Annotated in this window: 21 protein-coding genes; 7 read left to right on the top strand and 14 right to left on the bottom strand. The window is 62.4% G+C overall.

Features of this window, described 5'->3' with window-relative positions:
• Positions 1–12 precede the first annotated feature (12 nt).
• The 3 genes from O6760_RS31110 to O6760_RS31120 are packed head-to-tail and all read right to left on the bottom strand — an operon-like array spanning position 13 to position 3,141.
• Positions 13–1,173 carry an acyl-CoA dehydrogenase family protein gene (locus O6760_RS31110; protein WP_269586393.1) on the bottom strand — a complete coding sequence of 387 codons (1,161 nt, stop codon included), beginning with the start codon at positions 1,171–1,173 and terminating at the stop codon, positions 13–15.
• Between the two features lie 10 nt (positions 1,174–1,183).
• Complete coding sequence (locus tag O6760_RS31115; protein ID WP_209181124.1) at positions 1,184–1,963, bottom strand: enoyl-CoA hydratase/isomerase family protein; 780 nt, start codon at positions 1,961–1,963, stop codon at positions 1,184–1,186.
• A complete protein-coding gene (locus O6760_RS31120; protein WP_209181123.1) occupies positions 1,960–3,141 on the bottom strand; it encodes an acyl-CoA dehydrogenase family protein in 1,182 nt (393 codons plus the stop codon). The genes O6760_RS31115 and O6760_RS31120 overlap by 4 nt, the downstream gene beginning before the upstream one ends.
• A 96-nt stretch (positions 3,142–3,237) precedes the next feature.
• On the opposite strand from O6760_RS31120, the gene O6760_RS31125 reads away from it, so the two are divergent.
• Complete coding sequence (locus tag O6760_RS31125) at positions 3,238–5,271, top strand: oxidoreductase (RefSeq protein WP_209181234.1); 2,034 nt, start codon at positions 3,238–3,240, stop codon at positions 5,269–5,271.
• A gap of 15 nt (positions 5,272–5,286) precedes the next feature.
• Positions 5,287–6,822, top strand: coding sequence for a class I adenylate-forming enzyme family protein (locus tag O6760_RS31130; RefSeq protein ID WP_209181122.1), 1,536 nt, complete (start codon positions 5,287–5,289; stop codon positions 6,820–6,822).
• An 81-nt stretch (positions 6,823–6,903) separates the two neighbouring features.
• Here O6760_RS31130 and O6760_RS31135 read toward each other — a convergent pair whose 3' ends face one another.
• The 5 genes from O6760_RS31135 to O6760_RS31155 form a co-directional block, all read right to left on the bottom strand.
• Positions 6,904–7,359 (bottom strand): PaaI family thioesterase, encoded by a 456-nt coding sequence (locus tag O6760_RS31135; RefSeq protein WP_209181121.1) that lies wholly within the window; start codon positions 7,357–7,359, stop codon positions 6,904–6,906.
• A gap of 22 nt (positions 7,360–7,381) precedes the next feature.
• A complete protein-coding gene (locus O6760_RS31140) occupies positions 7,382–7,714 on the bottom strand; it encodes a helix-turn-helix domain-containing protein (protein ID WP_332306233.1) in 333 nt (110 codons plus the stop codon).
• A 352-nt stretch (positions 7,715–8,066) separates the two neighbouring features.
• Positions 8,067–8,921 (bottom strand): SDR family oxidoreductase, encoded by an 855-nt coding sequence (locus O6760_RS31145; RefSeq protein WP_209181565.1) that lies wholly within the window; start codon positions 8,919–8,921, stop codon positions 8,067–8,069.
• Positions 8,918–10,855 carry an AMP-binding protein gene (locus O6760_RS31150; RefSeq protein ID WP_209181566.1) on the bottom strand — a complete coding sequence of 646 codons (1,938 nt, stop codon included), beginning with the start codon at positions 10,853–10,855 and terminating at the stop codon, positions 8,918–8,920. The genes O6760_RS31145 and O6760_RS31150 overlap by 4 nt, the downstream gene beginning before the upstream one ends.
• A 112-nt stretch (positions 10,856–10,967) precedes the next feature.
• Positions 10,968–11,729, bottom strand: coding sequence for a glucose 1-dehydrogenase (locus tag O6760_RS31155; RefSeq protein ID WP_209181567.1), 762 nt, complete (start codon positions 11,727–11,729; stop codon positions 10,968–10,970).
• Positions 11,730–11,942: 213 nt separating this feature from the next.
• Here O6760_RS31155 and O6760_RS31160 point away from each other — a divergent pair, with 213 nt between their 5' ends.
• A complete protein-coding gene (locus tag O6760_RS31160; protein ID WP_209181568.1) occupies positions 11,943–13,286 on the top strand; it encodes a TetR/AcrR family transcriptional regulator in 1,344 nt (447 codons plus the stop codon).
• Here O6760_RS31160 and O6760_RS31165 read toward each other — a convergent pair.
• The 6 genes from O6760_RS31165 to O6760_RS31190 are packed head-to-tail and all read right to left on the bottom strand — an operon-like array spanning position 13,213 to position 18,193.
• On the bottom strand, positions 13,213–13,614 hold the full coding sequence (locus tag O6760_RS31165) for a PaaI family thioesterase (RefSeq protein ID WP_209181569.1): 402 nt from the start codon (positions 13,612–13,614) through the stop codon (positions 13,213–13,215). The genes O6760_RS31160 and O6760_RS31165 overlap by 74 nt on opposite strands.
• A complete protein-coding gene (locus O6760_RS31170) occupies positions 13,614–14,096 on the bottom strand; it encodes a PaaI family thioesterase (protein WP_209181570.1) in 483 nt (160 codons plus the stop codon). The genes O6760_RS31165 and O6760_RS31170 overlap by 1 nt, the downstream gene beginning before the upstream one ends.
• 12 nt (positions 14,097–14,108) lie before the next feature.
• Positions 14,109–14,912 carry an enoyl-CoA hydratase-related protein gene (locus O6760_RS31175; RefSeq protein WP_209181571.1) on the bottom strand — a complete coding sequence of 268 codons (804 nt, stop codon included), beginning with the start codon at positions 14,910–14,912 and terminating at the stop codon, positions 14,109–14,111.
• A complete protein-coding gene (locus O6760_RS31180) occupies positions 14,905–15,756 on the bottom strand; it encodes an SDR family NAD(P)-dependent oxidoreductase (protein WP_209181572.1) in 852 nt (283 codons plus the stop codon). Before O6760_RS31180 ends, O6760_RS31175 begins: the two co-directional genes overlap by 8 nt.
• 8 nt (positions 15,757–15,764) lie before the next feature.
• On the bottom strand, positions 15,765–16,964 hold the full coding sequence (locus O6760_RS31185) for an acyl-CoA dehydrogenase family protein (RefSeq protein ID WP_209181573.1): 1,200 nt from the start codon (positions 16,962–16,964) through the stop codon (positions 15,765–15,767).
• 14 nt (positions 16,965–16,978) lie between these two features.
• Positions 16,979–18,193, bottom strand: coding sequence for an acyl-CoA dehydrogenase family protein (locus O6760_RS31190; protein WP_209181574.1), 1,215 nt, complete (start codon positions 18,191–18,193; stop codon positions 16,979–16,981).
• Between the two features lie 135 nt (positions 18,194–18,328).
• Here O6760_RS31190 and O6760_RS31195 point away from each other — a divergent pair, with 135 nt between their 5' ends.
• Genes O6760_RS31195 through O6760_RS31210 form a run of 4 tightly spaced genes read left to right on the top strand, consistent with a single transcriptional unit; the run spans position 18,329 to position 22,916 of the window.
• The gene (locus O6760_RS31195) at positions 18,329–19,114 is read left to right on the top strand and encodes an enoyl-CoA hydratase-related protein (RefSeq protein WP_209181575.1); all 786 of its coding nucleotides are present in this window, start codon (positions 18,329–18,331) and stop codon (positions 19,112–19,114) included.
• A gap of 19 nt (positions 19,115–19,133) precedes the next feature.
• Positions 19,134–20,933 carry an acyclic terpene utilization AtuA family protein gene (locus tag O6760_RS31200; protein ID WP_209181576.1) on the top strand — a complete coding sequence of 600 codons (1,800 nt, stop codon included), beginning with the start codon at positions 19,134–19,136 and terminating at the stop codon, positions 20,931–20,933.
• Positions 20,934–20,943: 10 nt separating this feature from the next.
• Positions 20,944–22,413 (top strand): acetyl-CoA carboxylase biotin carboxylase subunit, encoded by a 1,470-nt coding sequence (locus O6760_RS31205; RefSeq protein ID WP_209181577.1) that lies wholly within the window; start codon positions 20,944–20,946, stop codon positions 22,411–22,413.
• Positions 22,413–22,916 (top strand): biotin/lipoyl-containing protein, encoded by a 504-nt coding sequence (locus O6760_RS31210; protein ID WP_209181578.1) that lies wholly within the window; start codon positions 22,413–22,415, stop codon positions 22,914–22,916. Before O6760_RS31205 ends, O6760_RS31210 begins: the two co-directional genes overlap by 1 nt.
• Position 22,917: the final 1 nt, after the last annotated feature.

Here is a 22,917-nt window from a genome sequence, read left to right on the forward strand (position 1 = left end):
CGGGCAGCGCGATCAATAAGACCGCGGCATGCCCATGACCTTCTCACCGATGAAGCTGAGACACAGTTCGCGGTTCACCGGCGCCGTGCGCAGCAGACGCACCAGCGGGTACATCTCGTAGAGCCCCGTGTCTTCGGTGAAACCCGATCCGCCATGCGCCTGAAGCGCGGCATCCACCGCTTCGATCCCGGCCTCGGCGGCGGCGTATTTCGCCATGTTTGACGAGGCCCCTGCGGGCAGCTTGTTATCGAACTCCCATGCCGCGCGGCGGGTCATCAGGCTGGCCATCTCGACCGCTGTATGCGCCTTGGCCATCGGGTGCTGCACCCCTTGGTGCGCGCCGATTGGTTGACCGAAGACATTGCGCTCGGACGCGTAGTTCACCCCCTTGTTCAGGGCGAAGCGACCGATGCCGCAGCACAGGGCGGCCAGGATGATGCGTTCGGGGTTGAGGCTGTCGAACAGGATCGAGAAGCCCTCGTCGACCTCGCCGACCACATCCTCCGGGCCCAGGTCCACATCGTCGAAGAACAGCGTCCACTGTTCCTCCGGCAGAGGAATCGAGATTTTCACCCGCTGCTTTTCGACACCTTTTTTCTTCAGATCCACGGCGAACAGGGTAAAGCCGTCGGTCTTGCGACTGACCTCGGTATGCGGCTTGGTCCGCGCCACCACGAGGCAGTAGTCGGCCACTTCGGCCCCGGTGATAAAGGTCTTCTCACCCGACAGGCTGAAGCGGTTGCCCCGGCGCTTGGCCAGCGTGGTGGCCTTCATCGTGTTCGACCCGGCCCCCGGTTCGGTGATCGCGAAACAGAACTGGATATCGCCGCGGCAGGCCGCCGGCAGCAGCTCTTTCTTGTGGAATTCGCTCCCGTGGCTTGCGATATGGGCCAGCGACATGGTCGGCCCGACCACCATCATCAGAAGCGGAATGCCGTGGTTCGCGGTGCCCTCCATGAACAAGGCCATTTCGGTCATGCCAAGGCCCGCGCCGCCGTATTTCTCGGGCACCATGATACCCAGGAAGCCGTCATCGGCAATCTGCTTGAACATCTCCTGCGGGAACTCGTGCCTGCGCGCGTGGTCCAGCCAATAGGCATTGTCGTATTTCTGCGCCAACTGGCCGCCGTATTCGTAAATCTGGCGCTGTTCGTCGTTTAAAGTGAAGTCCATAGTCTCTTCCTTAGGCCTTGAATTCGGGCGCGCGCCGGTTCTCGAACGCGTCGAGCCCCTCGGCAACGTCAACGCTGGGCAACGCGCGCACGGCGGCGTCACGCTCCAGCCGCATTTGCTGGTCGATGCCGAGATCCGCGCCTTCGCGTGCCAGCCGCTTCATATCGGCGATACCTGGACGCGAGCGGGTGGCGATCTTCTGGCAGTATTCCAGCGCGGCCTGATGCAGATCCGCATCCGGCACGATGTAGTTGACCAGGCCGACATCCTTGGCCTCGTCCGCCTTGAGCCAGCGGGCCGAGAACATCAGATCCAGCGCACGGCGCAGGCCCATCAGACGCGTCAGCCGCTGTGACCCGCCCCAGCCGGGGATCAGGCCGAACTGCGCGTGCTGATCGCCGAATTGGGCGGTCTCGGCGGCGAAACACACGTCACAGGACAGCATCAGTTCGATCCCGCCGGCCAGACACAACCCCTGCACCGCCACGACGACTGGGAGGGAGGAGGTTTCGAGCGCGCGCAGGTTGTTCATGCCGAAGGCGATGAAATGATCCAGCGCGGCGGGATCGTTCAGTTTACCTTTCACTTCCACCAGATCGGCACCGGTGCAAAAGTGCTTGCCTTGCGCCCGGATGAGGATCGCCCGAATAGCCGGGTTCGCCTCAAATTCCGCACGCGCGGCAGATATGCGCTCATGCACCTCAAGTGACAGGCAATTGAATTTCTCGGGGCGGGCCAGTTCGATGATGCCGGTGTTGCCCTCGGAAGTGACGACGATGGGGTCACTCATTTCGCGGCTCCCTTCGCCTTCTTGTCATACTGCAGCGCCATCCGCCCGACCTTTTCGCGGGCGATCACTAGCTTCTGGATCTGTGCGGTGCCGTCGCCGATCTGCAGACCAAGCACATCGTTGTAGCGCTGGTGGTGGGGCAGGTCGGTGGTGTACCCGTAATGTCCGTGCAGGATCAGGCACTGGTGCAGGATTTCGCAGGCGGTTTTGGGCAGATACCATTTGCACATGGCCGCCTCGGAGGTGTGGGGCAGGCCGCGGTCCCGCAGGTCCAGCGTGTAGTAGCAAAGCTGGCGCATCATGGTCAGATGTGTTTCCGCCTCGGCCAGCGGAAAGCTGACGCCCTGATATTGCACGATGGGTGCCCCGAAGGCTTCGCGTTCCTGCACATAGGCCCAGGTTTCATCCACCGACGCCTGCGCGGCACCCAGACATTCCAGCCCGATCAAGGCGCGGGAATAGTCGAACCCCGCCATGATCGTGCCAAAGGCGCGGTCCTGCTCGGCCATCATGTTTTCGGCCGGCACGAAGACATCGTCGAAGAACACCGATCCACGCCCGACGGGCTTGGTGCCGATATCGTCGAAATGCGTGCGCTTGATACCGGGCTGGTTCAGGTCGACGAAGAAGGCGCTGACCCCGCGCGAACCGCCGTTGGGATCGCCGGTACGGGCAAAGACTACCGCCGCATCGGCCTGGCTGGCAAAACTCATGGAGGTCTTTTCACCGTTCAGCCGCCAGCCGTTTCCGGATTTTTCGGCCTTCAGAATCAGGTTCGCCGCATCCGAACCGCCGCGCGGCTCGGTCAGGCCCAGACCAATGACGGCATCACCCGCAACCACCTTGGGCACCCATTCCGACGCGATGTCGCGCGAGGCGTGCTTGGCGACCATGCCGCCCATGAGCGATCCCAGAAGCTGCACGTAACTTGCGTTGAAATCGGCATAGGCGATCTCTTCGACGATCAGCCCCGACGTGACAGAGCTTTCGCCCAAACCGCCGAATTCCTCGGGTAGGTCGGGGCCGATCAGGCCGAGCGCCCCCATTTCCCTGATCAGGTCACGGTCGAATTCGTGCTTGGCGGCCCGCTCCTGATAGCTGGGGGCCAGCTTTTCGGTGGCAAAGCGTTTCGCCGTCTCGCGGAACGCTTGTTGGTCCTCTGTAGGCTGAAACTGCATTTCCTCCGCCCTCCCATTGCGGTAAATTCCTCTTTAAAAAAATCTAACAAACGTTAGAATGCAGCGCAAGAGGTGTTTTCAAAGGAGGGGAGCATGATGAAGTCTTTGGATGAAACGGGTTACGGGGCGCTGCTTTCACCAATCAGCGCGGGCGGCAGGACGTTGCGCAATCGCGTGATAATGGGCTCGATGCATACGCGCCTTGAAACCGAACCTGATGGTATCGCCAGGCAGATTGCCTTTTATGCGGAGCGGGCCCGTGGCGAGGCGGCGATTTTGGTCACGGGTGGTTTTTCGCCCAATGCCGATGGAATATTTGATCCCGACGGTCCGCGTATCGATGATCGGGACGAGGCGCTGAAACTGCGTCCCATCTGCGAAGCAGTCCAGGCCGAAGGTAGCCTGATCTGTGCGCAGCTTCTTCATGCCGGCCGATATGCAAAGATTGAAGATTGCGTTGCTCCGTCGCCGATTCGCGCGCCGATCAATCGGTACACGCCGCGCGAGATGAGTGATGCAGATATTCGCCGTACAATCTTGGATTTCGCCGAAGCCGCTGCCAATGCGCAAGCTGCCGGATTCGACGGTGTCGAGATCATGGGCTCCGAGGGTTATCTCATCAACGAGTTCACCGTCACGCACACGAACAAGCGCGAGGATGACTGGGGCGGAAGCGTCGAGAACCGGCATCGCTTTCCGGTCGAGATCGTGCGCGCCGTTCGCGCGGCCTGCGGGCGGGATTTCCTTATCATCTACCGGATCTCTGCCGCGGACCTGATCGAAGAGGGGGCACCGACCGAGGAGATCGCGGCGCTGGCACAGAAGATCGAGAAGGCAGGAGCCGACATTCTGAACACCGGTATCGGCTGGCACGAAGCGCGTGTACCGACCATAGCCTATCCCGTGCCACGGGGGGCCTGGCGAAAGGCCGCAGCCAACGTGAAGGCCGCGGTTTCAATTCCGGTAGTGGCCTCGAACCGCATCAACACTCCCGATATCGCGGAGGATATTATTGTTTCCGGTGAGGCTGATATGGTCTCGATGGCTCGGCCGTTCCTTGCGGATCCGCATTTCGTGAAGAAGGTGCGCGAAGGCCGCGCCGAGGAAATCAATACCTGCATTGCATGCAACCAAGCCTGTCTCGATTTCATATTCTCCGACCGACCGGTCGGGTGCCTCGTCAATCCACGAGCCGGGCGCGAAACGGAATACCGGGACACGCCTGCGGAATTGCCGAGGAAGGTGGCGGTTGTCGGCGGCGGGGCCGCGGGAATGGCGGCGGCGGCCGAAGCGGCGCGGCTTAGCCATGACGTCACGCTTTTCGAAGCTACGGACGAACTTGGCGGTCAACTGAACCTGGCGCGCGCGGCGCCGGGTAAGGACGAGTTCAACGAAACCCTTCGTTATTATGCTGGTCAGATGAGAAAGCACGGAGCAAAGCTGCGGCTGGGACAGCGGGCGCAAGCCGATGATTTGGAGGGTTTCGATCATGTGGTGATCGCGACCGGGGTGGTCCCGCGCATTCCCGATCTGCCGGGCATAGACCATCCCAGTGTCGCAACCTACGCCGAGATTCTCTCTGGCGCGCGCGTCGCAGGCGAGACTGTTGCGGTGATGGGCGCGGGCGGGATCGGGCACGACGTGGCCGAGTTCCTCGTGACCGAGCCAGCCGAGGTCCACAATACCGGAACATTCTGCTCGACATGGGGCGTCGATCCGGAATTCGCCGCACCGGGCTCCTTGGTAAGCGATCCATTGGCGCCAAAACCCTCGCGGCGTAGAGTTGTCATGCTCCAGAGAAAGACTTCGAAGCCCGGTGCAGGGCTCGGCGTCTCGACGGGATGGATCCTGCGCAACGCCCTGCGCAAGCATGGAGTGGAGGCCTTGTGCGGCGTGGTCTATGACAGCATCGACGACGACGGGCTGCATATCCTTTTGGACGGCAAGCCAAGGGTCATTGCCGCCGATACCATCATATTGTGCACTGGCCAGGAACCCGAGCGGAGCTTGGCCGACGAGCTTGCATCGCGCGGCGTTGCGGTCACAATGATCGGCGGGGCCAAGGAAGCCGCCGAACTCGATGCATTGCGCGCCATTGATGAAGGGGTGCGCTTGGCTCAAAGTTTCTGAGATGGCACCGTAACAATGGAGGATGCGATGCTGCCTGAGGTACTGCGCGCGGGCCGCGCTGATCTGTACTCGGTCTTCCGCACCTGCTGCGCAGTGGGGAGGGACGGCGCGCTTGCGGTCGAGGATGGCGAGACCCGCCGCAGCTATGGCGAACTGCTCGACCGTGTGGATCGCTTGGCGTCGGTGCTTCTGTCGCGAGGGGTGGCGCCCGGCGACAGGATCGCCATCCTGTCGCATAACCGCGTCGAGTATCTTGAGCTGGAACTTGCGGCGGCGGGAATCGGCGCCATTGTCGCCTGCCTGAACTGGCGGCTGGCCGCGCCCGAATTGAAGCATTGCATCGAATTGGTCGAACCGGTGCTGGCCGTGGTCGAACCCGAGTTGCGTGATGCCTTCCGCGTAGCGTCGGATCTGCCCGGCCTGGAGATCGGACCCGAATGGGAGCAGTCGCTGGCCTCGGCGAACCCCGACCCGCGCACCGGCACGCTGGTGGATGATCCCGAGGCTGGCCTCACGATACTCTACACCTCGGGAACGACCGGGTTGCCAAAAGGCGCTCTTATCAGCCACCGTGCCCATATCGCGCGCGCCATGGCCTTTGCGGCGCAGCTTGCGCTGGATCCCGATGACGGTTTCATCGCATGGGCGCCAATGTTTCACATGGCATCGACCGATCATGCGCTGGCGACGCTTCTGCGTGGCGGGACCGTGGTGATGGTGGATGGACTGCAGCCCTCGGTCATGAATGAGGCGCTGTCGCGCCACAGGATTGGCTGGTTCGTGATGATGCCCGGGGCGCTTGAAGCCTTCATCGCCGAACGGCGCGCCAATCCACTGCCGTTGAAAGGGATCAAGGTCTGCGGCGCGATGGCCGATCTGGTGCCGCCGCACCAGATCGCGGAACTGACGAGTCTTCTTGGTGCGCCCTATCTGAATTCCTTCGGAGCCACGGAAACCGGTCTGCCGCCGGGCACCGCCGATCTGATCGCCCCCGGTGTCGCGCCCGAGACATTGTCCAAACGGATCAGCGCCTTTTGTGAGGTTCGGCTGGTGGATCCCGAGGATCGCGACGTCCCGATCGGATCGCCCGGCGAAATGGCGTTGCGTGGACCGACCCTGTTTTCGGGATACTGGAATGCCGACGACACCAACGTCCGCGACTTTCGCAACGGGTTCTTTCATATGGGCGATCTGTTCCGCCGCAACCGCGATGGTACAATCGATTTCGTGGACCGGGTGAAATACCTGATCAAGACCGGCGGCGAGAACGTCTATCCAGCTGAAATCGAGCGTGTACTGCTTGCGCATCCGGGTGTGGTCGATGCAGCGGTTGTGCGGGCGTTCGATGCGAAATGGGGTGAAAGCCCCGTTGCCTTTGTCGCATGCGGCAACGACGGGCCGGGCGCCGAGGAGTTGATTCAGTTATGCCGCGAGAAGCTGGCGGGCTACAAGCGCCCGCGCGAGTTCCAGTTCATCGCATTCGAGGACTTTCCCAGATCGACCAGCGGCAAGATTCAGCGGCACATCCTGGAAAGCCGGTTGACGAATTGAGAGGCCGCCGGCGGGAGGACCGGAGTTGAAGCTCCGAGCACCCGAGCGGCCGGCCGTCAACCGACCAAGCGGCTTGCAGCCTTATCCGGCCACGCCCGTCCGCCCGACAAGGGCCATCAGCGTTCCGGTCATCGCGGCGACGAGCCTTTCGTCCCCGCCCTTCACCGCAAAGGCGCGCGCCTCGCAGATCGTCAGGGTGCGCCCCGGTTTGACCACATCCGCGACGAATCGAAACCGCTCGCCGTCCGCCGGGTTGAGCAGGTTGATCTTGAATTCCACGGTCAGCACCGCAGCCTCGGCGGGCATCAGAGAGAAGGCCGCATAGCCGCAGGCACTGTCGAGCGCGGTCGACACGATCCCGGCGTGCAGAAAACCGTGCTGTTGAGTCAAGGCATCATTATGCACCATCTCCAGCACGATACGACCGGGCGAGAGTCCGGCAATACCGATCCCCAGCGTATGCATCACCTTCTGGCGCTCGAAACTGTCGCGCACGCGCGCGTCATAGTCAGGATTCTTCGGTTCGAATTCCGGCATAGACTGTCTTGCACTCCCTTTTTCAGCGATCGATGATCAGTCTTAACCGGCTATTCAACCTGTTATCTTGGAAAAAACGGCCACCGGATGGTGCTGCTGCCTGAAGGCGAATCGCGCCGGGGGGTTTCCCGGCGAAGGCGCGGCAGGCGGTCGACATGTGCGACTGGTCGTAATAGCCGGTGTCGAGCGCCAATTCACCCAGGGGCTGTGCGTGGTTGGCAAGCCCACCCAGTAGATGCCGGAATCGACGGGTTGCGGCTAGCCGGCGGCGCGACATGCCCGTTGCCATCCGGATGCTGCGCCTCTCGCTGCGAGCGCTTGTAGGCGCCGTGCCGATCGCAGGCAAGCCGGTCAAGCGCGGCTACAAGCGGAACAAGAGCCTCGTTGCCGGTGGTAAAGTCGTGCAGGAAACCGGCCAGTTCGACGAGAGATGCCTCGGGCGGAAGCCGTTCGGGCGCGGAAGCGAGTCGCAGCCCTGCCAACACTCCCCGGAAGGGCGCGATCCGCGGGCTGAACGCGGGGCGGGTGGCGTGAGGGCCGGGCGGGGGAGGGCATTCTTCCCCCGAAGCGGGTCGAAAGCGAAGGAAAGCGTGAAGAGATCCGTGGCAAAACGGCCGCTGCCATGTCCCGTGAGATGACCCCAATCGCGGAAGACGAACATGTGGTCGACCGGGGTGGGGCCCCCGGGCGGCGGCGCGGGCGCCGCCTCATCCGGTAAAGGCATGCCTGTTCTCGGCCACGAAATCGGCAAAACGGCGCGCCGGGTGTCCAAGCACGTCGCTCACCGTGTTCTCGATGCCGGCGAGGTAACCCTTGGGTGCGATCGAAGCCAGTTCCACCATGGCCGCCGCAACCTCGTCCTGCATCCCACCGGCGATCATCGCCGCCTTTGCGTCCGCGGCCGACAGCGGCGCGCAAGCGACCTGCCGACCCGTCGCTTCCGACAGAATCGCCGCAATCTCTTCTCCAGACAGGGCCTCGGGACCTGTCAGGCCATAGGACTTGCCTTCATGCCCCGCGCCGGTCAGCGCCTCGGCCGCGACGTCAGCAATGTCGCGGGCGTCGATCCAGGCCACAGGCCCCCCCAGATCGTCGCAATACACCCCGTCCCTTGCGATGCTGCCGGCCTGCCACAACAGGTTCTGCATGAAATAGGTCGGCTGAACGAAGGTCCAGTCCAAGCCGCTTTTCTTTAGCAGTTCCTGGATTTCCGAATGCCACATGCCAAAGGTCAGCCTGGCTTTGGGCGAGGCGCCAAGTCCGGTGGCCAGAACGACGTGGCGCACCCCTGCCACCTTCGCCGCTTCGATCGCATCGGCCTTCCAGCGGCGCATGTGCCCGTGCGCGGGTGTCACCAAATAGATCCGTTCAGCCGCTAAACAGGCCCGATTCAGCGCAGCGGGATCGGTGAAATCGGCAACGACAGCCTCGCAACCCTTGGCCGCGAGGGTTTCGACCTTGGCCGGATCGCTGGTGACTGCGCGCACTTTCGCGCCCTTGGCCAATAGCGTATCGACAAGGGGGGCGCCGGTGGTGCCGGTTGCTCCGAAGACGGTAATCATGATTTGTCCTTTCGCAGGGCGGCGATGGCTTCCATCGTCTCGGGGTTGCTGACAGAGGACAGGTCGCCCGGATCCTCGCCCAGAAAAGCGGCGCGCACGAGCCGGCGCATCGTCTTCATGCTGCGGGTCTTGGGAAGCGCCTCGACGAAATGGATCTCGCGCGGGCGGAAGGGCTTCGAAACGATCTCTCCCACGCGGTCCTTGAGCCGCTCCACTAGGGCCGCGTCGGGCAACACACCGGGCGACGCCACGCAGACGCAGACCACCGCCACGCCTTTCAGATCGTCCGGGGCAGCGATGGCCGCCGCGTCCACCACCTTTCCCGTCTCGGTCAGCGCCGCCTCGATCTCGGGCGGGCCGATGCGCTTGCCGGCAATGTTCAACGTATCGTCCGAGCGGCCGAGGATATACCATGTGCCGTCCAGATCGCGGCGCACCCAGTCGCCGTGCCGCCAGATATCGGGGAAGGTAGACCAGTAGGTTTCGAGATAGCGTTCCCGGTCTCCCCAGATGGTCGGTGTCAGCCCCATCGGCGGTTGGGTCACGACCAGTTCGCCAACCTCGCCCGGTGCGGCTTCGCTTCCGTCCACGCGCAGCACTTTTGCGCCGACCCCCAGTGCTTGAGCCGAGAATCCACCGGGTTTGACCTCGTGCAATACGGTTGAAGTCAGGATCGCGCCGAACAACTCGGTCCCGCCTGAAATGTTGAGCGGTACCGCGCGGCGGCGGCAGATATGGTCGAGATGCCACAGCCAGGAGTCATCGGTCCAAGGTTCGCCGGTCGAGGCGACGATGCGTAACGGCGAAAGGTCGTAGCCGGAAAGTGGCCCGGGATCCTGGGTCATGAACTGCCGCACCAGCGTGGGGGCGACGCCAAGGTGGGTGATGCCCATCTCCGAGGCCAGGCGCAGCAGCCGGAAGGGGTCGTCCGGCATCGAGGGCGCACCCTCGGCGAGCGCCAGCGTGGCGCCCGAAAGCAGCACCGACAGAAGCGTGAGTGGCCCCATCACCCAGCCCATGTCAGTCATCCACAAATGACGATCGTCGCGTTTCATGTCGAGGCACAGCAAGAAGTCGGCCGTGGCCTTGGCCTGGACGCCGAGATGGGTATGAACCACGCCCTTGGGCTTGCCAGTCGTACCCGAGGTGTAGGCGATAAGCAGGGGCGCATCGGCGTCTACCGGATGGGCGGGACGCCTCGCGTCAGCTTTGCCGACGGTCTCCCGCCAGTCGAGATCGCGGACTGGATCGGCCACTATGCCGCCGAACCGCCGCAGGCTGAGCACGGTATGGACAAATGGCACCTCCTTCAGGGCTTCGGCCAGCGTGGCCTCCATCCAGACGGGTTTTCCCCGCCGGGGCGTCGCATCTGCCGTCAGCACCGCAACTGCACGGGCATCGTTCAGACGGGTGGCGATGGCGTGCGCGGCAAAACCGGAGAACAGCGGCACCGCCACGGCGCCCAACCGTGCGATGCCCAGAAGCGCCGCCTCGATTTCAGGGATCATCGGCATGTAGATACCTACCGCCTGTCCGGGTTCCACCCCGCGAGCGGCAAGGGCCGACGCAACGCGGGCGGCCTCGGCGGCAAGCTCGGCATAGGTCCAGCGGCGGCGACTTCCGTCCTCGCCAACCCAGTCGATCGCGGTTTTGTCACCCAGCCCCCCCGCGATGCGGGCATCGAGACAGCTCTCTGTCAGATTCAGGGTACCCCCGACAGCCCATCGGATCGAATCTGGCCCTGCGGATATATCCCGCAGTTGCGTATAGGGACGATGGAACCGGATACCGGCATAGCCGATTATCCGACCCCAGAACCATTTCGGTTCGGCGTTGGCGCGTTTGACGAGACCTTCGTAACTGCCCGCACCACAATCATCAATGAAGGCCGCGAGCGTGCTTGCTCGTTGAATAACAGGGTCCGGTTGGAACATTCTCTGCCTCGCATGAAACAAAAAGGCCGCACCTGAGGCGCGGCCAGTTGGGGAGGATATTTAGACACGCCTCGACCGCGATGGCATTTGATTGGACGTATTCATTTTTCGATCAACCGTGCATCGACAAGCCGCCCGAAACGGAAATCACCTGGCCGGTGATGAATCCTGCATCGTCGGAAGCCAGGAAGCAGATTATTCCGGGGTAGTCGCTCGGCTGCGCCAGGCGCTTCATCGGAATGGCCCGCTTGAGGCCTTCCGCGATCTTTTCACCAGCGTCGCCTTGGGCGACCTGCGCGAAGAGGGGCGTATCGGTCGGGCCAGGCGCAACCGCGTTCAGCTGAACGCCTTTGCGCGCCAGTTCCCGCGCCACGGTCTTGGTAAAGGAGATGATGCCGCCTTTGCAGGCCGAATAAACCGCCTCGCCCGACGATCCGACGCGACCCGCGTCGGAGGCGATGTTGACAACGCGGCCGCCGCCATTCCTGACCATGCCCGGAAGCACCGCGTGATGCATGTTCAGCGGACCGTAGAGGTTGATGTCGATGACTTTTTTCCAGAGGTCGGCATCTGTGTCGATGAATGGCTTGATCACGTCCCATCCGGCGTTGTTCACCAAAACGTCGATCGGACCTCCGGCCTCGAACTCGACCACGGACTTGTCAACCTGAGCGCGATCGGTGATGTCTACCTTGAAGGCCTCGGCCTTGCCGCCAGACTCCCTGATCAGGCGGGTGGTCTCCAGTGCGCCCTCTTCGTTCAGGTCGAACACTGCGACGTCAGAACCTTCCTCGCCGAATCGCTGACAAACGGCTCGGCCGATACCGCTTCCGCCTCCCGTGACAATGACCCGTTTGCCATTCAATCCACGCATTTTGGCTGCCTTTCTACGTCTGTGAGCACCTGTGCAAGCGTTGCTTATCCAGAGGGTGCGTTCAAAAATATTCTAACAATCGTTAGATTTATCGCAATAGACAGTCCTTTGTCCAGTTGTTATCTAATCCATATGTATGTGCAGCCGCCTCAAGCATGCCTTGCCGACGATGATCAGAGCAAGGCGGAAAGGACCCGCGAGGAAATCCTCCGCGTGGCAGCGCGTCTATTCCGCTATGAGGGATTTGATTCGACGACGATGCGGGAGATCGCACGTGAAGCGAACATCGAAGCGGGGAGCATCTATTATCATTTCGACTCAAAAGGCAAGATACTGGATGTGGTGCTCGACATCGGTGTCCGGCGTCTACACAATGAGGTGGCCAGGATAATTAGGTGTGCGGGTGCAAATGACGAACCCTTCCGCGAAACTTTCGCGAAACTAGTCGACACGCATCTGACCTTCCTTTTGACAGATAGCGACTTCACGTCTGCGAATATCCGAAACTACCCGATGTTGTCGGAGGAAGCGCGATGCGCTCACCGGGAACTGCGCAGTTCATATGCTAAGATGTGGGGTGGATTCCTGCAGAACGCCCGCGACAAGGGTTTATTGCGCAAAGACATTTCAGTTCCTCCCATCCGCCAATTCATTTTGAGTGCGATGAACTGGACCGTTGAATGGTACGAAGTGAAACGTTATCCGGTCAGTATTCTCTCGGAACGCATGAGCAGATTGATCTTGGACGGAATGTGCGACAAGCGTCGTCCGGGAAATAGCCTCCCCAAGCCAAACGTCATATCCCTCCCGGAGCCGGTCGAGCCCCACGGAAAAGCGGCCAGGACGCGTAGCGAAATCCTGCGCGCGGCCGCGCGCATTTTGAGAGATAGGGGGTACAAGGCTACGACGCTACGCCAGATCGCTGTTGAGGCAAATATGGAGGCGGGCAGCGTCTACTATCATTTCAAATCAAAAGAGAAGATAGTAGACGAGGTGTTGCAAACCGGACTGAGCGACCTGCTTGTCGGTGTCAGTCGCGTCATTGAGCAGTTCGAGGAACCCAACGATCATTGTGCCAGGATATCGGCGGCCATTTCGGCTCATATGGATTTCCTATTCAGGGCCAGCGAGTTCACGTCGGCAAATGTCCGCAGCTATGGAATGTTGCCCACGAAGCTTCGTCGCAGTCACCGGGGTATCCGTCACGAATACGCGGCTGTTTGGGACAAGCTGTTGTCCGATGCGCAGCAAAGCGGTGCTGTGAGAAAGGACATACAGATCGTTCCTCTGCGCCAGGTCATGCTGGGAGCCTTGAACTGGACCGTTGAATGGTTCGACCCACGGAAAGCTGGACAGGAAGGATACCACACCCTGTCCGAGTTTTCCGACATGCTGGTAAGGCTGCTTTTTAACGGAATCTGCGAAGCGGAACAACCGCTTAGAGAGGGGATCTCTGACAGCTTGCTTGGCGCTCGCGAAGAGTTCAGACCAATAGGAAGTGGTACAGCCCTTCCGCAACCGCCTGTTCTCGCTCCGCCTGCCAGGAAACCACGCTGATACTCGCCATCCGCTTGCCCTTGCGTGTCACATTGGCGCGGGCAAAAAGCGGTCCCTTCGCACCAGGTCGGAGGTAATCGACGGTCAGGTTGATCGGCTTCGCCGGAAGGTCCGCGAAATCGGGTTGCACCGCTATGGCGGCTGTGGCTTCCATGAAACTCGCGATTATGCCGCCATGGTAGTACTCCATGATCGGGTTCCCGATGTGGCGGTCATCAAAGGTCATTTCCGCCTCGGCATGGAGATCGTCCAGGCTCTGGACCTCGAAATTGAGAAAACGGAAGAATGGCACTCGCGATACGTGTGCATTGACAGTTTGCAGTTCCATCACGCGGTTAGTCCTTTGGTCATCACGTCAAATAGGCTGGTGTCACCACGCGTCAAAGCAAACGAGGCGGTTCCACGGGCTATTTCAACATCCTCATGGCCGTCGAACCAGATGCTGCCGGAATTGAAGGCAATGTGGCGGGTCTTGCGAAAACAATGCGCGCGAACGATGACATCCGCGCGCGAACGGGCCGGGCGCAGATAATCAACTCTGAGGTCAAGAGTGGACATGGTGCTGACGCCCTCGATTCCAACAAAGTTTGCCAGTCCAAAGACACTGTCCAGAAGAGCCGTCAGGATACCACCATGAAGCAGGGTTTGGTCCTCATCGACGCAAAAGTCCGGATTGAACGGCATCCGGACCCGAACGCCTCCGGTCGCGACCTCTTCGATCTCAAGCGCCATATGCGCGATCAGACCCTTGCCGCGCGCGTTCCACATCTGCGCGATCTGGTCCATCTTTTCTTGCGTGATTTCGGACATTCAATCTGTCTTTCAGCGGCCGGTGAAATTCGGTTTTCGTTTTTCCAGAAAGGCCGCGATGGCTTCGTGATGGTCTTCGGTCTGGTGCATCAAGGCCTGATATGCCGCGGCCGCATTCAGGAAATCGGGAAGATCCATGCGTTCGGCGTTGCGCAACAGGCGTTTGGCGACGCGCACGGCCCGAGGCGGCTTGGATGCGATGACCGCGGCGCGTTCGCGGGCACGTTCTATTAGCATATCATGGGCGACGACTTCTAGCACCATGCCCAGCTCGAGCGCCTCTTCGGCGCCCACCATCCGGCCCGAAAAGGTCAGGTCCGCCGCTTTCTGATGCCCAAGTCGGCGCAACAGGAACCAACTGCCCGCATCGCCGGGAATGATGCCGAGATTGATGAAGACCTCGCCGAACTTCGCGTTCTGCGAGGCAATGCGCATATCGCACATCATGGTCAGATCGCATCCGGCGCCGACGGCCGCGCCATTCACGGCCGCGATGGTCGGGATGTCGAGGTTGTAAAGAGCCTGGGGCAGGCGCTGTACCCCATCGACATAGCTTTGAGCGGTCGCCAGCGGCTCCTTGCGGAACACGCTGTCGGGGTCGTTCATCTCCTTGATGTCGCCGCCCGCGCAAAAGGCCGGGTCGGCGCCTGTCAGGATCATGACGCTGACCTCGGGATCGGCCTGCACCTTCGCGAAGGTCTCCAGAAGCGCACCGATCATGTCATTTCCGGTGACCGGGTTCCGGCGCGCGGGGTCGTTCAGCGTGACCGTGGCGATCCGGTTGGAGATGTCCAGCAGGACTGGGGTCTCACTCATTCTTTCCATCTCCGCGCTCGCGCTTTTCGAACATCTCGGGGTTGATCATGTCACGTGCGTCGTGTCCCAGATGCAGGGTTTCGCCACCATCCACATAAATGTCTTCGCCCGTGATGAATTCCCCCAATCTGGACGCAAGGAATATGATCGTGCCGGAAATGTCCTCGGCCGCGCCCATCCGGTTCAGAACCGAACGGTTCAGCTGTTTCCAGTGGTCCGGCGAAATGGGATAGCGTCCGAGCGCCTCGGTCTTGATCGTGCCCGGGGCGACGCAGTTCAGGCGGATGCCGTATTCGCCCCACTCGGCGGCCAGGGTCTTCATCATGCCCGTCACGCCGGCACGGGCGGCGACAGTGTGCGTGAACCCGGTCAGCGCAGTTCGGGCCGAAATGGCCGTGACAAAAACGATCGATCCGCCGTTGTCGTACATGAAATGATCCGCCGCGGCGCGGGTCATCTGCCACGATCCGATCAGATTGTTGCGAATCACCGCCTCAAAGCCCTTGTTGGTGATGTCGCGCGCGGCGGCGATGTATTGCCCGCCCGCGTTGTTCACCAGCACGTCAAGCCGACCGTAATGGCCCTTGATGCGCTTCATCGCCGCTTCGATGCTGTCTTCGTTGCGGGTGTCGCCCGGCACCACGAATGCCTCGCCGCCTGCCGCGCGGATCATCTCTGCGGTTTCCTGCAGGGGGTCTTCGCGGCGCGCGAACAAGGCCAGCCTGGCCCCGCAAGAGGCCATTTCAAGCGCTGTGGCGCGCCCCATGCCGGACCCCGAACCTGTCACCAGGGCAACCTGGCCGGCCATGAGATCGGATGCGTATCTCTGTTTCTGCTGTGTCATGGCGCGCCTCAGTTCTTCAGAAGCTCACCGGAGATGATCAGCTTGCGCACCTCCTGTGTGCCCGCGCCGACCTCCAGCACCCGGCCCGTGCGGAACAGCCGGTTCACCTCGGTGTCGCGCATGTAGCCCGAGCCGCCGTGGATCTGCACCGCCTTGTCCAGCACGAAAGAAGTTGCCGCCGCAGCCTTGTAGATCGCGGCCGCGGTCAGCTTGTGGATCTCGCCACGCCCGCCAGCGCCCTCTTCCAGGCCCTCGCACATGGCCGCCGTCTTCAGCGACAGGCTTCGCGCCGCCTCGATCTGGGTATACATGTCGGCCAGCATCGCCTGCACCATCTGGAAATTGGCGATGGGCTTGCCGAATTGCTGGCGTGTCCTGGCGTAGTCGATGGAGATTTCCAGCGCGCGGCGCGCAATGCCCGTGGCATTAAAGCAGACAATGGCGCGTTCCAGATCCAGCCCCGACATCGTCACCGCAACACCGCCATCAAGCTTGCCGACTATGTTCTTGGCCGGAACTCGGCAATCCTCGAATACCAGCTCGCCGGTGGGCGAACCGCGGAAGCCCATCTTGTTGAGTTTCTGCGCCACCTTAAAGCCAGGTGTGTCGGTTTCCACGATGAAGGCGGAAATGCCCTTGGCGCCCTTCTCGGGCGAGGTCTTGGCATATACCAGGACGAGATCGGCGACCGGCCCGTTGGTGATGTAGATCTTGGCGCCGTTCAGGATGTAGTCGTCGCCGTCCTTCCGCGCGGTGGTACGCATCGAGCCGAGCGCGTCCGACCCGGCACCGGGTTCGGTCAGGCCCAGGGCGCCGATCAGCGAGCCGTCGCAGAGGCCCGGCAAATATTTTTTCCGCAATTCGTCATTGGCGTTGCGGTAGATGTTGTTGACGCACAGGTTGTCGTGGGCCACATGAGTCAGCCCGATGGCAGCCGAGGCGCGCGACAATTGCTCGGTGATGATACACGCCGAGGTAAAATCCAGCCCGGCGCCGCCGAACTCGGGCGGAACGTTCAGCCCGAGATAGCCCATCTCCCCCAGTTTCGGGAAAACCGAGGCCGGCAGGTCGTCGGTGTCGTCCATCTCCGCGTTAAGGTGATGGAACTCGGAAAAGAAGAATTTGCCGGCCTGATCGGCCAGCGCCTGCTGCTCATAGGTCAGGAAATGCGACGGCAGGTCGGGGGCATTTCGCAAAGTCTGGTTCATGGTCATGTCCTCCCTCAGGCGCGCAGCAACTCTTCGGCGATGATGATCTTGCGCACCTCGCTGGTGCCGGCGCCGATCTCCAGAAGCTTGTTGGCGCGATAGAGCCGGTTGATCTCGGTGTCCTGCATGTAGCCGGAACCGCCGTGGATGTGGCAGGCCTCGGTCACCGCCTTGTTGAAAGCCTCGCCGGCGTAAAGACAGGCCGCCGCGGTCAGCTTGTGGATCTGGCCGCGGCCGCCGGCGCCCTTGGGCAGGCCGACGCAGGCCGCCAGTACCCGGTGGCCGAAGGCGCGGGCGGTCTCTAGCTCGATATAAATCTCGGCCAGTTTCGACTGCACCATCTGAAAGCTTGCGATTGGCTTGCCGAACTGTTCGCGGAGCTTGGCGTATTCCAGGCCCAGCTCCAGGGCGCGTTCCGCCATGCCGACGCAGACCGAGGCGACCATGGCACGTTCCAGGTCCAGTCCGCTCATCACGATCGATACGCCGCTGTTTTCGGCGCCGACCAAGGCCGAGGCCGGCACCCGGCAATCCTCGAACAGCAATTCCCCGGTGGGCGAGCCGCGGAACCCCATCTTGTCCAGCTTCTGCGCCACCTTGAAGCCGGGATTATCCGTCTCGACGACGAACGCGGAAATTCCCTTGGCGCCCCTCGACTTGTCGGTCTTGGCATAGAGCAGGATCACGTCGGCGATCGGGCCGTTGGTGATGTAGATCTTCGAGCCGTTGATGACATAGTCGCCGCCGTCTTTCCGCGCTGTCGTCGCCATCGAACCCAGCGCATCGGAACCCGCGCCGGGTTCGGTGAGGCCAAGGGCTCCAACCAGTTCGCCCGAGCACAGGCCGGGAACGTATTTCTTTAACTGCTCTTCCGACCCGTTGCGCAGGATGTTGTTAAGGCACAGGTTGTCATGCGCCCCGTGCGACAGCCCGACGGCCGGGTTCCATTTCGAAATCACCTGAGATACCAGTGCTTGGGTGAATTCGTCCTGACCTGATCCCCCCAATTCTTCTGGGGCGGTGACGCCCAGAAGCCCAAGTTCGCCCATCTGTTTGAATAGATCCTCGGGCCACCATTCTTCCGCATCCATTCTTTCCTGCAGCGGATGAAGCAGCTCGCGCGAAACGCGGTCCACATGGTCGACGATTTGACGCTGTTCTTCTGTCAGCGAGTAATTGGCCTTTATGGCCTCTAGCTCGGCCAACTCCGGCCCTGCCTGAACACTCATTCCAAATCCTCCCAATCGGCTTGGCAGCTTCCCCTGTTGACCAAAATCAAACATATGTTAGAAAATAATTCAAGGCACCGCGTTCATGGTCGAGCGTTGAGTGCGATTGGGTGGTGCGAATGGGGGGCAGGGAAAATGACCGATCAGGTTGTGCTTTGTCAGAGCGACGGATGCGATATCCGCATCACGATTAACCGTCCCGACCAGCGAAATGCGTTGAACCGGGACGTCGCTGAGGGGATCATTGCTGCGATCACAGAGGCGGAGGCCGATCCCGGCTGCCGCGTAATCGTGCTGACGGGGGCGGGCGAACGCGCCTTTTGTGCTGGTGGCGACATCAAGGCGGGTGCCGATGGTGGCCCGTTTGTGATGGACCCCTCCGAGCCGGGCCACTTTGCCGGTCAGTTGTTCGAGAAAATCGACGCCTGCAAGAAGCCGACGATTGCGCGAGTCAACGGTGTGGCGATGGGCGCGGGCGCGGGCATCATCTGCGCCTGTGATCTCGCAGTAATGGCCGATCACGCCCGGATTGGAACGCCGGAGGTAAAGGTGGGCCTGTTTCCCATGACCATTGTGCCGTCGATGATGCGGGTGCTGCCCCGGCGACGGCTGATGGAGATGTTCATCACCGGTGTGCCTCTGACGGCAGAAGAGGCGCTGCGCTACGATTTGGTGAATTACGTGACAGAGTCGAGCGGCCTGGATGCCAAGGTCGAGGAACTGGTCGCACAGATCACCGCGCAATCGCCAACGGCGATCCGGTTGGGGAAATACGCTTGCCACGCAATGACGGACATGACGTATCCACAGCAGATGCGTTTTGCCGAAACGCTACTGCCACGCGTGGCACAAACGGAGGATGCGCGCGAAGGCTTCGCTGCCTTCATTGGCAAGCGCGCGCCGGAATGGACCGGGCGCTGAGCGAATTCAGGAGAAAGAAATGCCGGATCGGAAGTTGCGCATAGGATGCGCGTCCGGCTTCTGGGGCGACACGCCGGAAGCCGTCGGGCAATTGGTGAGCAAGGGTGAGATCGACTATCTGGTGTTCGATTACCTGGCCGAGGTGACGATGTCGCTGATGGCGCGGGCGCGCGCCAAGACGCCGGAGGCGGGCTTCGCACCGGATTTCATCAAAGCGCTGACGCCATGGCTGGCCGAGATAAAGGCCAAGGGGATCAAGGTGGTGGCCAATGCCGGCGGGGTGAACCCGCGCGGCTGCCGCAACGCGCTGGCCAGGGCGGCCGAGGCGGCGGGCGTCAACATCTCTATCGGCGTCGTGCTGGGCGACGACCTTCTGGACCGCGCGGACGAGATCCGCGCCCGCGGCGAGACAGAAATGTTCTCGGGCGCCGCCTTCCCCGGGGATGTCTGGAGCATGAACGCCTATCTGGGCGCTCGCCCCATCGCGGTGGCGCTGGATGCGGGAGCCGAGATCGTGATCACGGGGCGCTGCGCCGACAGCGCGGTGGCGCTGGGCCCCTTGATGCATGAATTCGGCTGGAAGGATGACGATTGGGACAAGCTCAGCCAGGGCTCGCTGGCCGGCCACCTGATCGAATGCGGCCCGCAGGGCACGGGGGGCAACTTCACCGACTGGAGGGACGTGCCCGGCTGGGACGACATGGGCATGCCCATCGTCGAGGTCTCCGAGGACGGCAGCTTTGTCATGACCAAGACGCCGGACACAGGCGGCCTGGTGGTGCCCGGATCGGTCGGCGAGCAGATGCTCTACGAGATCGGCGATCCACGCGCCTACCTTCTGCCGGACGTGATCTGCGACTGGTCCGGGGTCACCCTGGAGCAGGTCGGCCCCGACCGGGTGCTGGTCAAGGGCGGCAGGGGGCTGGGGCGCACCGGCAGCTACAAAGTCTCGGCGACCCATGCCGACGGGTGGCGCGCCATCACTACGCTTACGCTTGCCGCTATCGACGCCCCCGCCAAGGCCGAGAGGGTTGCCGAGGCAATTCTGACACGCTGCCGCCGGATTTTCCGCGACAGGAACCTCGCTGATTTCCGGCAGGTCAGCGTCGAGGTGCTGGGCGCCGAGGCCGCCTATGGCGCCAATGCCCGGGCACAGACGCGCGAGGTGGTGCTGAAGATCGGCGCGGTCCATGATGATCGCGACGCGCTGAATATCTTTGCCGGAGAAATCGCACCGATGGCGATTTCGACCGCGCAGGGTCTGACCGGGTTCTTCGCCGGACGGCCCAAGGTGCAGCCGGTGGTGCGGCTGTTCTCTTTCCTGATGGACAAGGTCGATACCCCCCTCGCGGTCGAGGTCGACGGCGCGGGTGTGCCCGTCGCCATCGCTGCCGAGGCGGTGCGCCTCGATCCGCCCGCGGCGCCGTCGGCGAAAGGCCGCAAGGCCGGTCCGGACGCGGTCAAGGTGCGGCTGGTGGACTTGGCCTGGGGCCGCTCGGGCGACAAGGGGGACATCGCCAATATCGGCATCCTGGCGCGCAAGCCGGATTACCTGCCCTATATCCGCACCGCCCTGACCGAAGAGGTGGTGAAGGGCTACTTCGCACACCTCTGCAACGGAGTGGTCGAGCGTTTCGACCTGCCGGGCAGCAATGCGCTGAACTTCCTGCTGCACGAGTCTCTGGGCGGCGGCGGTATCGCCTCAGTCCGCATCGATCCGCAAGGCAAGGGCTTCGCGCAGATGCTGCTCGACATCGAAATACCCGTGCCCGCCGATCTGGCCGCGCGCGACGGGCTGCGCCCCGCCAAGAGTGCGTGAAAGGAAAAAAATGAGCATTTCCAAACTGCTTGTCGCCAACCGGGGCGAAATCGCGGCACGCGTGCTGCGCACCGCTAGGGCGCAGGGGCTGGCAACTGCCGTCCTGCGGCATACCTTCGAACAGGAGGGGCCGGCCCACCTGATTGCCGACGAGGTGGTGACGATCGAGGGGCCGACCCCGGTGGCGGCCTATCTCGATATCCCGCAGATCGTCGAGGCGGCAAAGCGGATCGGCGCGGATGCGGTGCATCCCGGCTATGGGTTTCTCTCCGAGAACGCGGGCTTCGTGGCCGCGCTGGAACAGGCGGGCATCACCTTCGTCGGCCCGACGTCGCAGGTCATCGACCTGATGGGCGACAAGGTGCGCGCGCGGGCCTTCGTCGAGGAGCGCGGCTTTCCCGTCGCTCCCTCCGCCATCGAGGACGACGATCCGGCGAGTTTTGTCGAACGCGCCCGCGCCGTGGATTATCCGCTGCTGATCAAGCCCTCGGCCGGCGGCGGCGGCAAGGGCATGCGCGTTGTGCGCGAGGACCGCACGCTGGAGACCGAGATCGAGACCGCGCGCCGCGAGGGCGAGCGCTATTTCGGCGACGGGCGGCTGTTCGTGGAACGCTATATCGAACGCCCGCGCCATATCGAGGTGCAGGTGATGGGCGACGGGCAGGACAACGTGGTCCATTTCTGGGAACGCGAATGCTCGATCCAGCGCCGGTTCCAGAAGATCATCGAGGAAACGCCCTCTCCGGCGCTCTCGCCCGAGCAACGTCTGAACATCTGCGAGACCGCCGCCGGGATTGCCCGCGCCGTCAACTATCGCGGCGCCGGTACGGTCGAGTTCATCTATGCCCCGGATGGCGCGTTCTATTTCCTGGAGATGAACACGCGTCTTCAGGTCGAACATCCCGTGACCGAGATGGTGACGGGCTTCGATCTGGTCGCCGGGCAGTTGCGCATCGCGGCGGGCGACGGGCTCAGCGTCTCGCAGGCCGACATCCCGCAGATTGGTCATTCTATCGAACTGCGTATCTGCGCCGAGGATGCGACGGCCGATTTTCGCCCCGCGATCGGGGATATCCTGCTGCTGGACGAACCCCGTGGCGAAGGCGTCCGCGTGGACAGCGGCATTCTGGACGGCGGCAAGGTCACGACCGACTTCGACCCGATGCTTTCCAAGCTTATCGTATACGGCGCCGATCGGGCCGAGGCTATTGCTCGCGCGCGGCAGGCGGTGCGGAACTACGTCATCCTCGGGGTGACGACCAATACCGGCTATCTGGATGCGATCCTCGCCCATCCCCGCTTCGCCTCGGGCGACGTTTCGACAGGTTTTCTGGCCGAAGAGGCCGAGACGCTGACCACGCCGGGCGATGACGTGTCCGACCTGCTGATGTCGGCGGCGGCCCTGTCGGACGAACGGTTGGTGGCCGAAGTGATGCAGATACCGGCGTTGCACCGCAAGATGGGTGGGTGGAGAAACTGATGCGCAGGATATTCCAGGTCGGCGGCGTTGAAGCCGAATGCTGGCTCATCCATGATGGGAGCCGCTTTATCCTGAACACGCCCGATGGCGCGGTTCCCTGCCAGTTGGAGGCAACGGGGGAACCGGGCGGCCATGTCCTTCGGGCGCGGGGCGTCGTGCAAGAGCTGCGGCTCGCCGTCGGACCCGATTCGACCTTCGTGCACCTGAACGGTCGGGCCTACGAGATTGGGCGGGTCGATCCCGCTCGGCGTCTGGCCGGAAGCGATGGCGGCACAGCAGATGACCGCATCGTGGCGCCGATGCCGGGGGTCGTCGTGTCGGTGGCGTTCAAACCCGGAGACGCCGTCAAGGAAGGGCAGCCCCTGCTGGTAATCGAAAGCATGAAGCTGGAGACCACCCTGTCCGCGCCGCGCGACGGCGTGATCGCCGAGATGCCATTTGCTGCCGGCGACAGTTTCGGGCTGAAGGCCGTCCTCGCCCAGTTGGCACCGGAGGAGAAGTGAC

The organism is Roseibium sp. Sym1 (assembly GCF_027359675.1).
In the GTDB taxonomy this organism is placed as follows: Bacteria; Pseudomonadota; Alphaproteobacteria; order Rhizobiales; family Stappiaceae; genus Roseibium.

Coding starts and splice junctions, on each gene's coding strand:
- O6760_RS31110 (WP_269586393.1), bottom strand. CDS start 1,173: ATGGACTTCACTTTAAACGACGAACAGCGCCAGATTTACGAATACGGC.
- O6760_RS31115 (WP_209181124.1), bottom strand. CDS start 1,963: ATGAGTGACCCCATCGTCGTCACTTCCGAGGGCAACACCGGCATCATC.
- O6760_RS31120 (WP_209181123.1), bottom strand. CDS start 3,141: ATGCAGTTTCAGCCTACAGAGGACCAACAAGCGTTCCGCGAGACGGCG.
- O6760_RS31125 (WP_209181234.1), top strand. CDS start 3,238: ATGAAGTCTTTGGATGAAACGGGTTACGGGGCGCTGCTTTCACCAATC.
- O6760_RS31130 (WP_209181122.1), top strand. CDS start 5,287: ATGGAGGATGCGATGCTGCCTGAGGTACTGCGCGCGGGCCGCGCTGAT.
- O6760_RS31135 (WP_209181121.1), bottom strand. CDS start 7,359: ATGCCGGAATTCGAACCGAAGAATCCTGACTATGACGCGCGCGTGCGC.
- O6760_RS31145 (WP_209181565.1), bottom strand. CDS start 8,921: ATGATTACCGTCTTCGGAGCAACCGGCACCACCGGCGCCCCCCTTGTC.
- O6760_RS31150 (WP_209181566.1), bottom strand. CDS start 10,855: ATGTTCCAACCGGACCCTGTTATTCAACGAGCAAGCACGCTCGCGGCC.
- O6760_RS31155 (WP_209181567.1), bottom strand. CDS start 11,729: ATGCGTGGATTGAATGGCAAACGGGTCATTGTCACGGGAGGCGGAAGC.
- O6760_RS31165 (WP_209181569.1), bottom strand. CDS start 13,614: ATGGAACTGCAAACTGTCAATGCACACGTATCGCGAGTGCCATTCTTC.
- O6760_RS31170 (WP_209181570.1), bottom strand. CDS start 14,096: ATGTCCGAAATCACGCAAGAAAAGATGGACCAGATCGCGCAGATGTGG.
- O6760_RS31175 (WP_209181571.1), bottom strand. CDS start 14,912: ATGAGTGAGACCCCAGTCCTGCTGGACATCTCCAACCGGATCGCCACG.
- O6760_RS31180 (WP_209181572.1), bottom strand. CDS start 15,756: ATGACACAGCAGAAACAGAGATACGCATCCGATCTCATGGCCGGCCAG.
- O6760_RS31185 (WP_209181573.1), bottom strand. CDS start 16,964: ATGAACCAGACTTTGCGAAATGCCCCCGACCTGCCGTCGCATTTCCTG.
- O6760_RS31190 (WP_209181574.1), bottom strand. CDS start 18,193: ATGAGTGTTCAGGCAGGGCCGGAGTTGGCCGAGCTAGAGGCCATAAAG.
- O6760_RS31195 (WP_209181575.1), top strand. CDS start 18,329: ATGACCGATCAGGTTGTGCTTTGTCAGAGCGACGGATGCGATATCCGC.
- O6760_RS31200 (WP_209181576.1), top strand. CDS start 19,134: ATGCCGGATCGGAAGTTGCGCATAGGATGCGCGTCCGGCTTCTGGGGC.
- O6760_RS31205 (WP_209181577.1), top strand. CDS start 20,944: ATGAGCATTTCCAAACTGCTTGTCGCCAACCGGGGCGAAATCGCGGCA.
- O6760_RS31210 (WP_209181578.1), top strand. CDS start 22,413: ATGCGCAGGATATTCCAGGTCGGCGGCGTTGAAGCCGAATGCTGGCTC.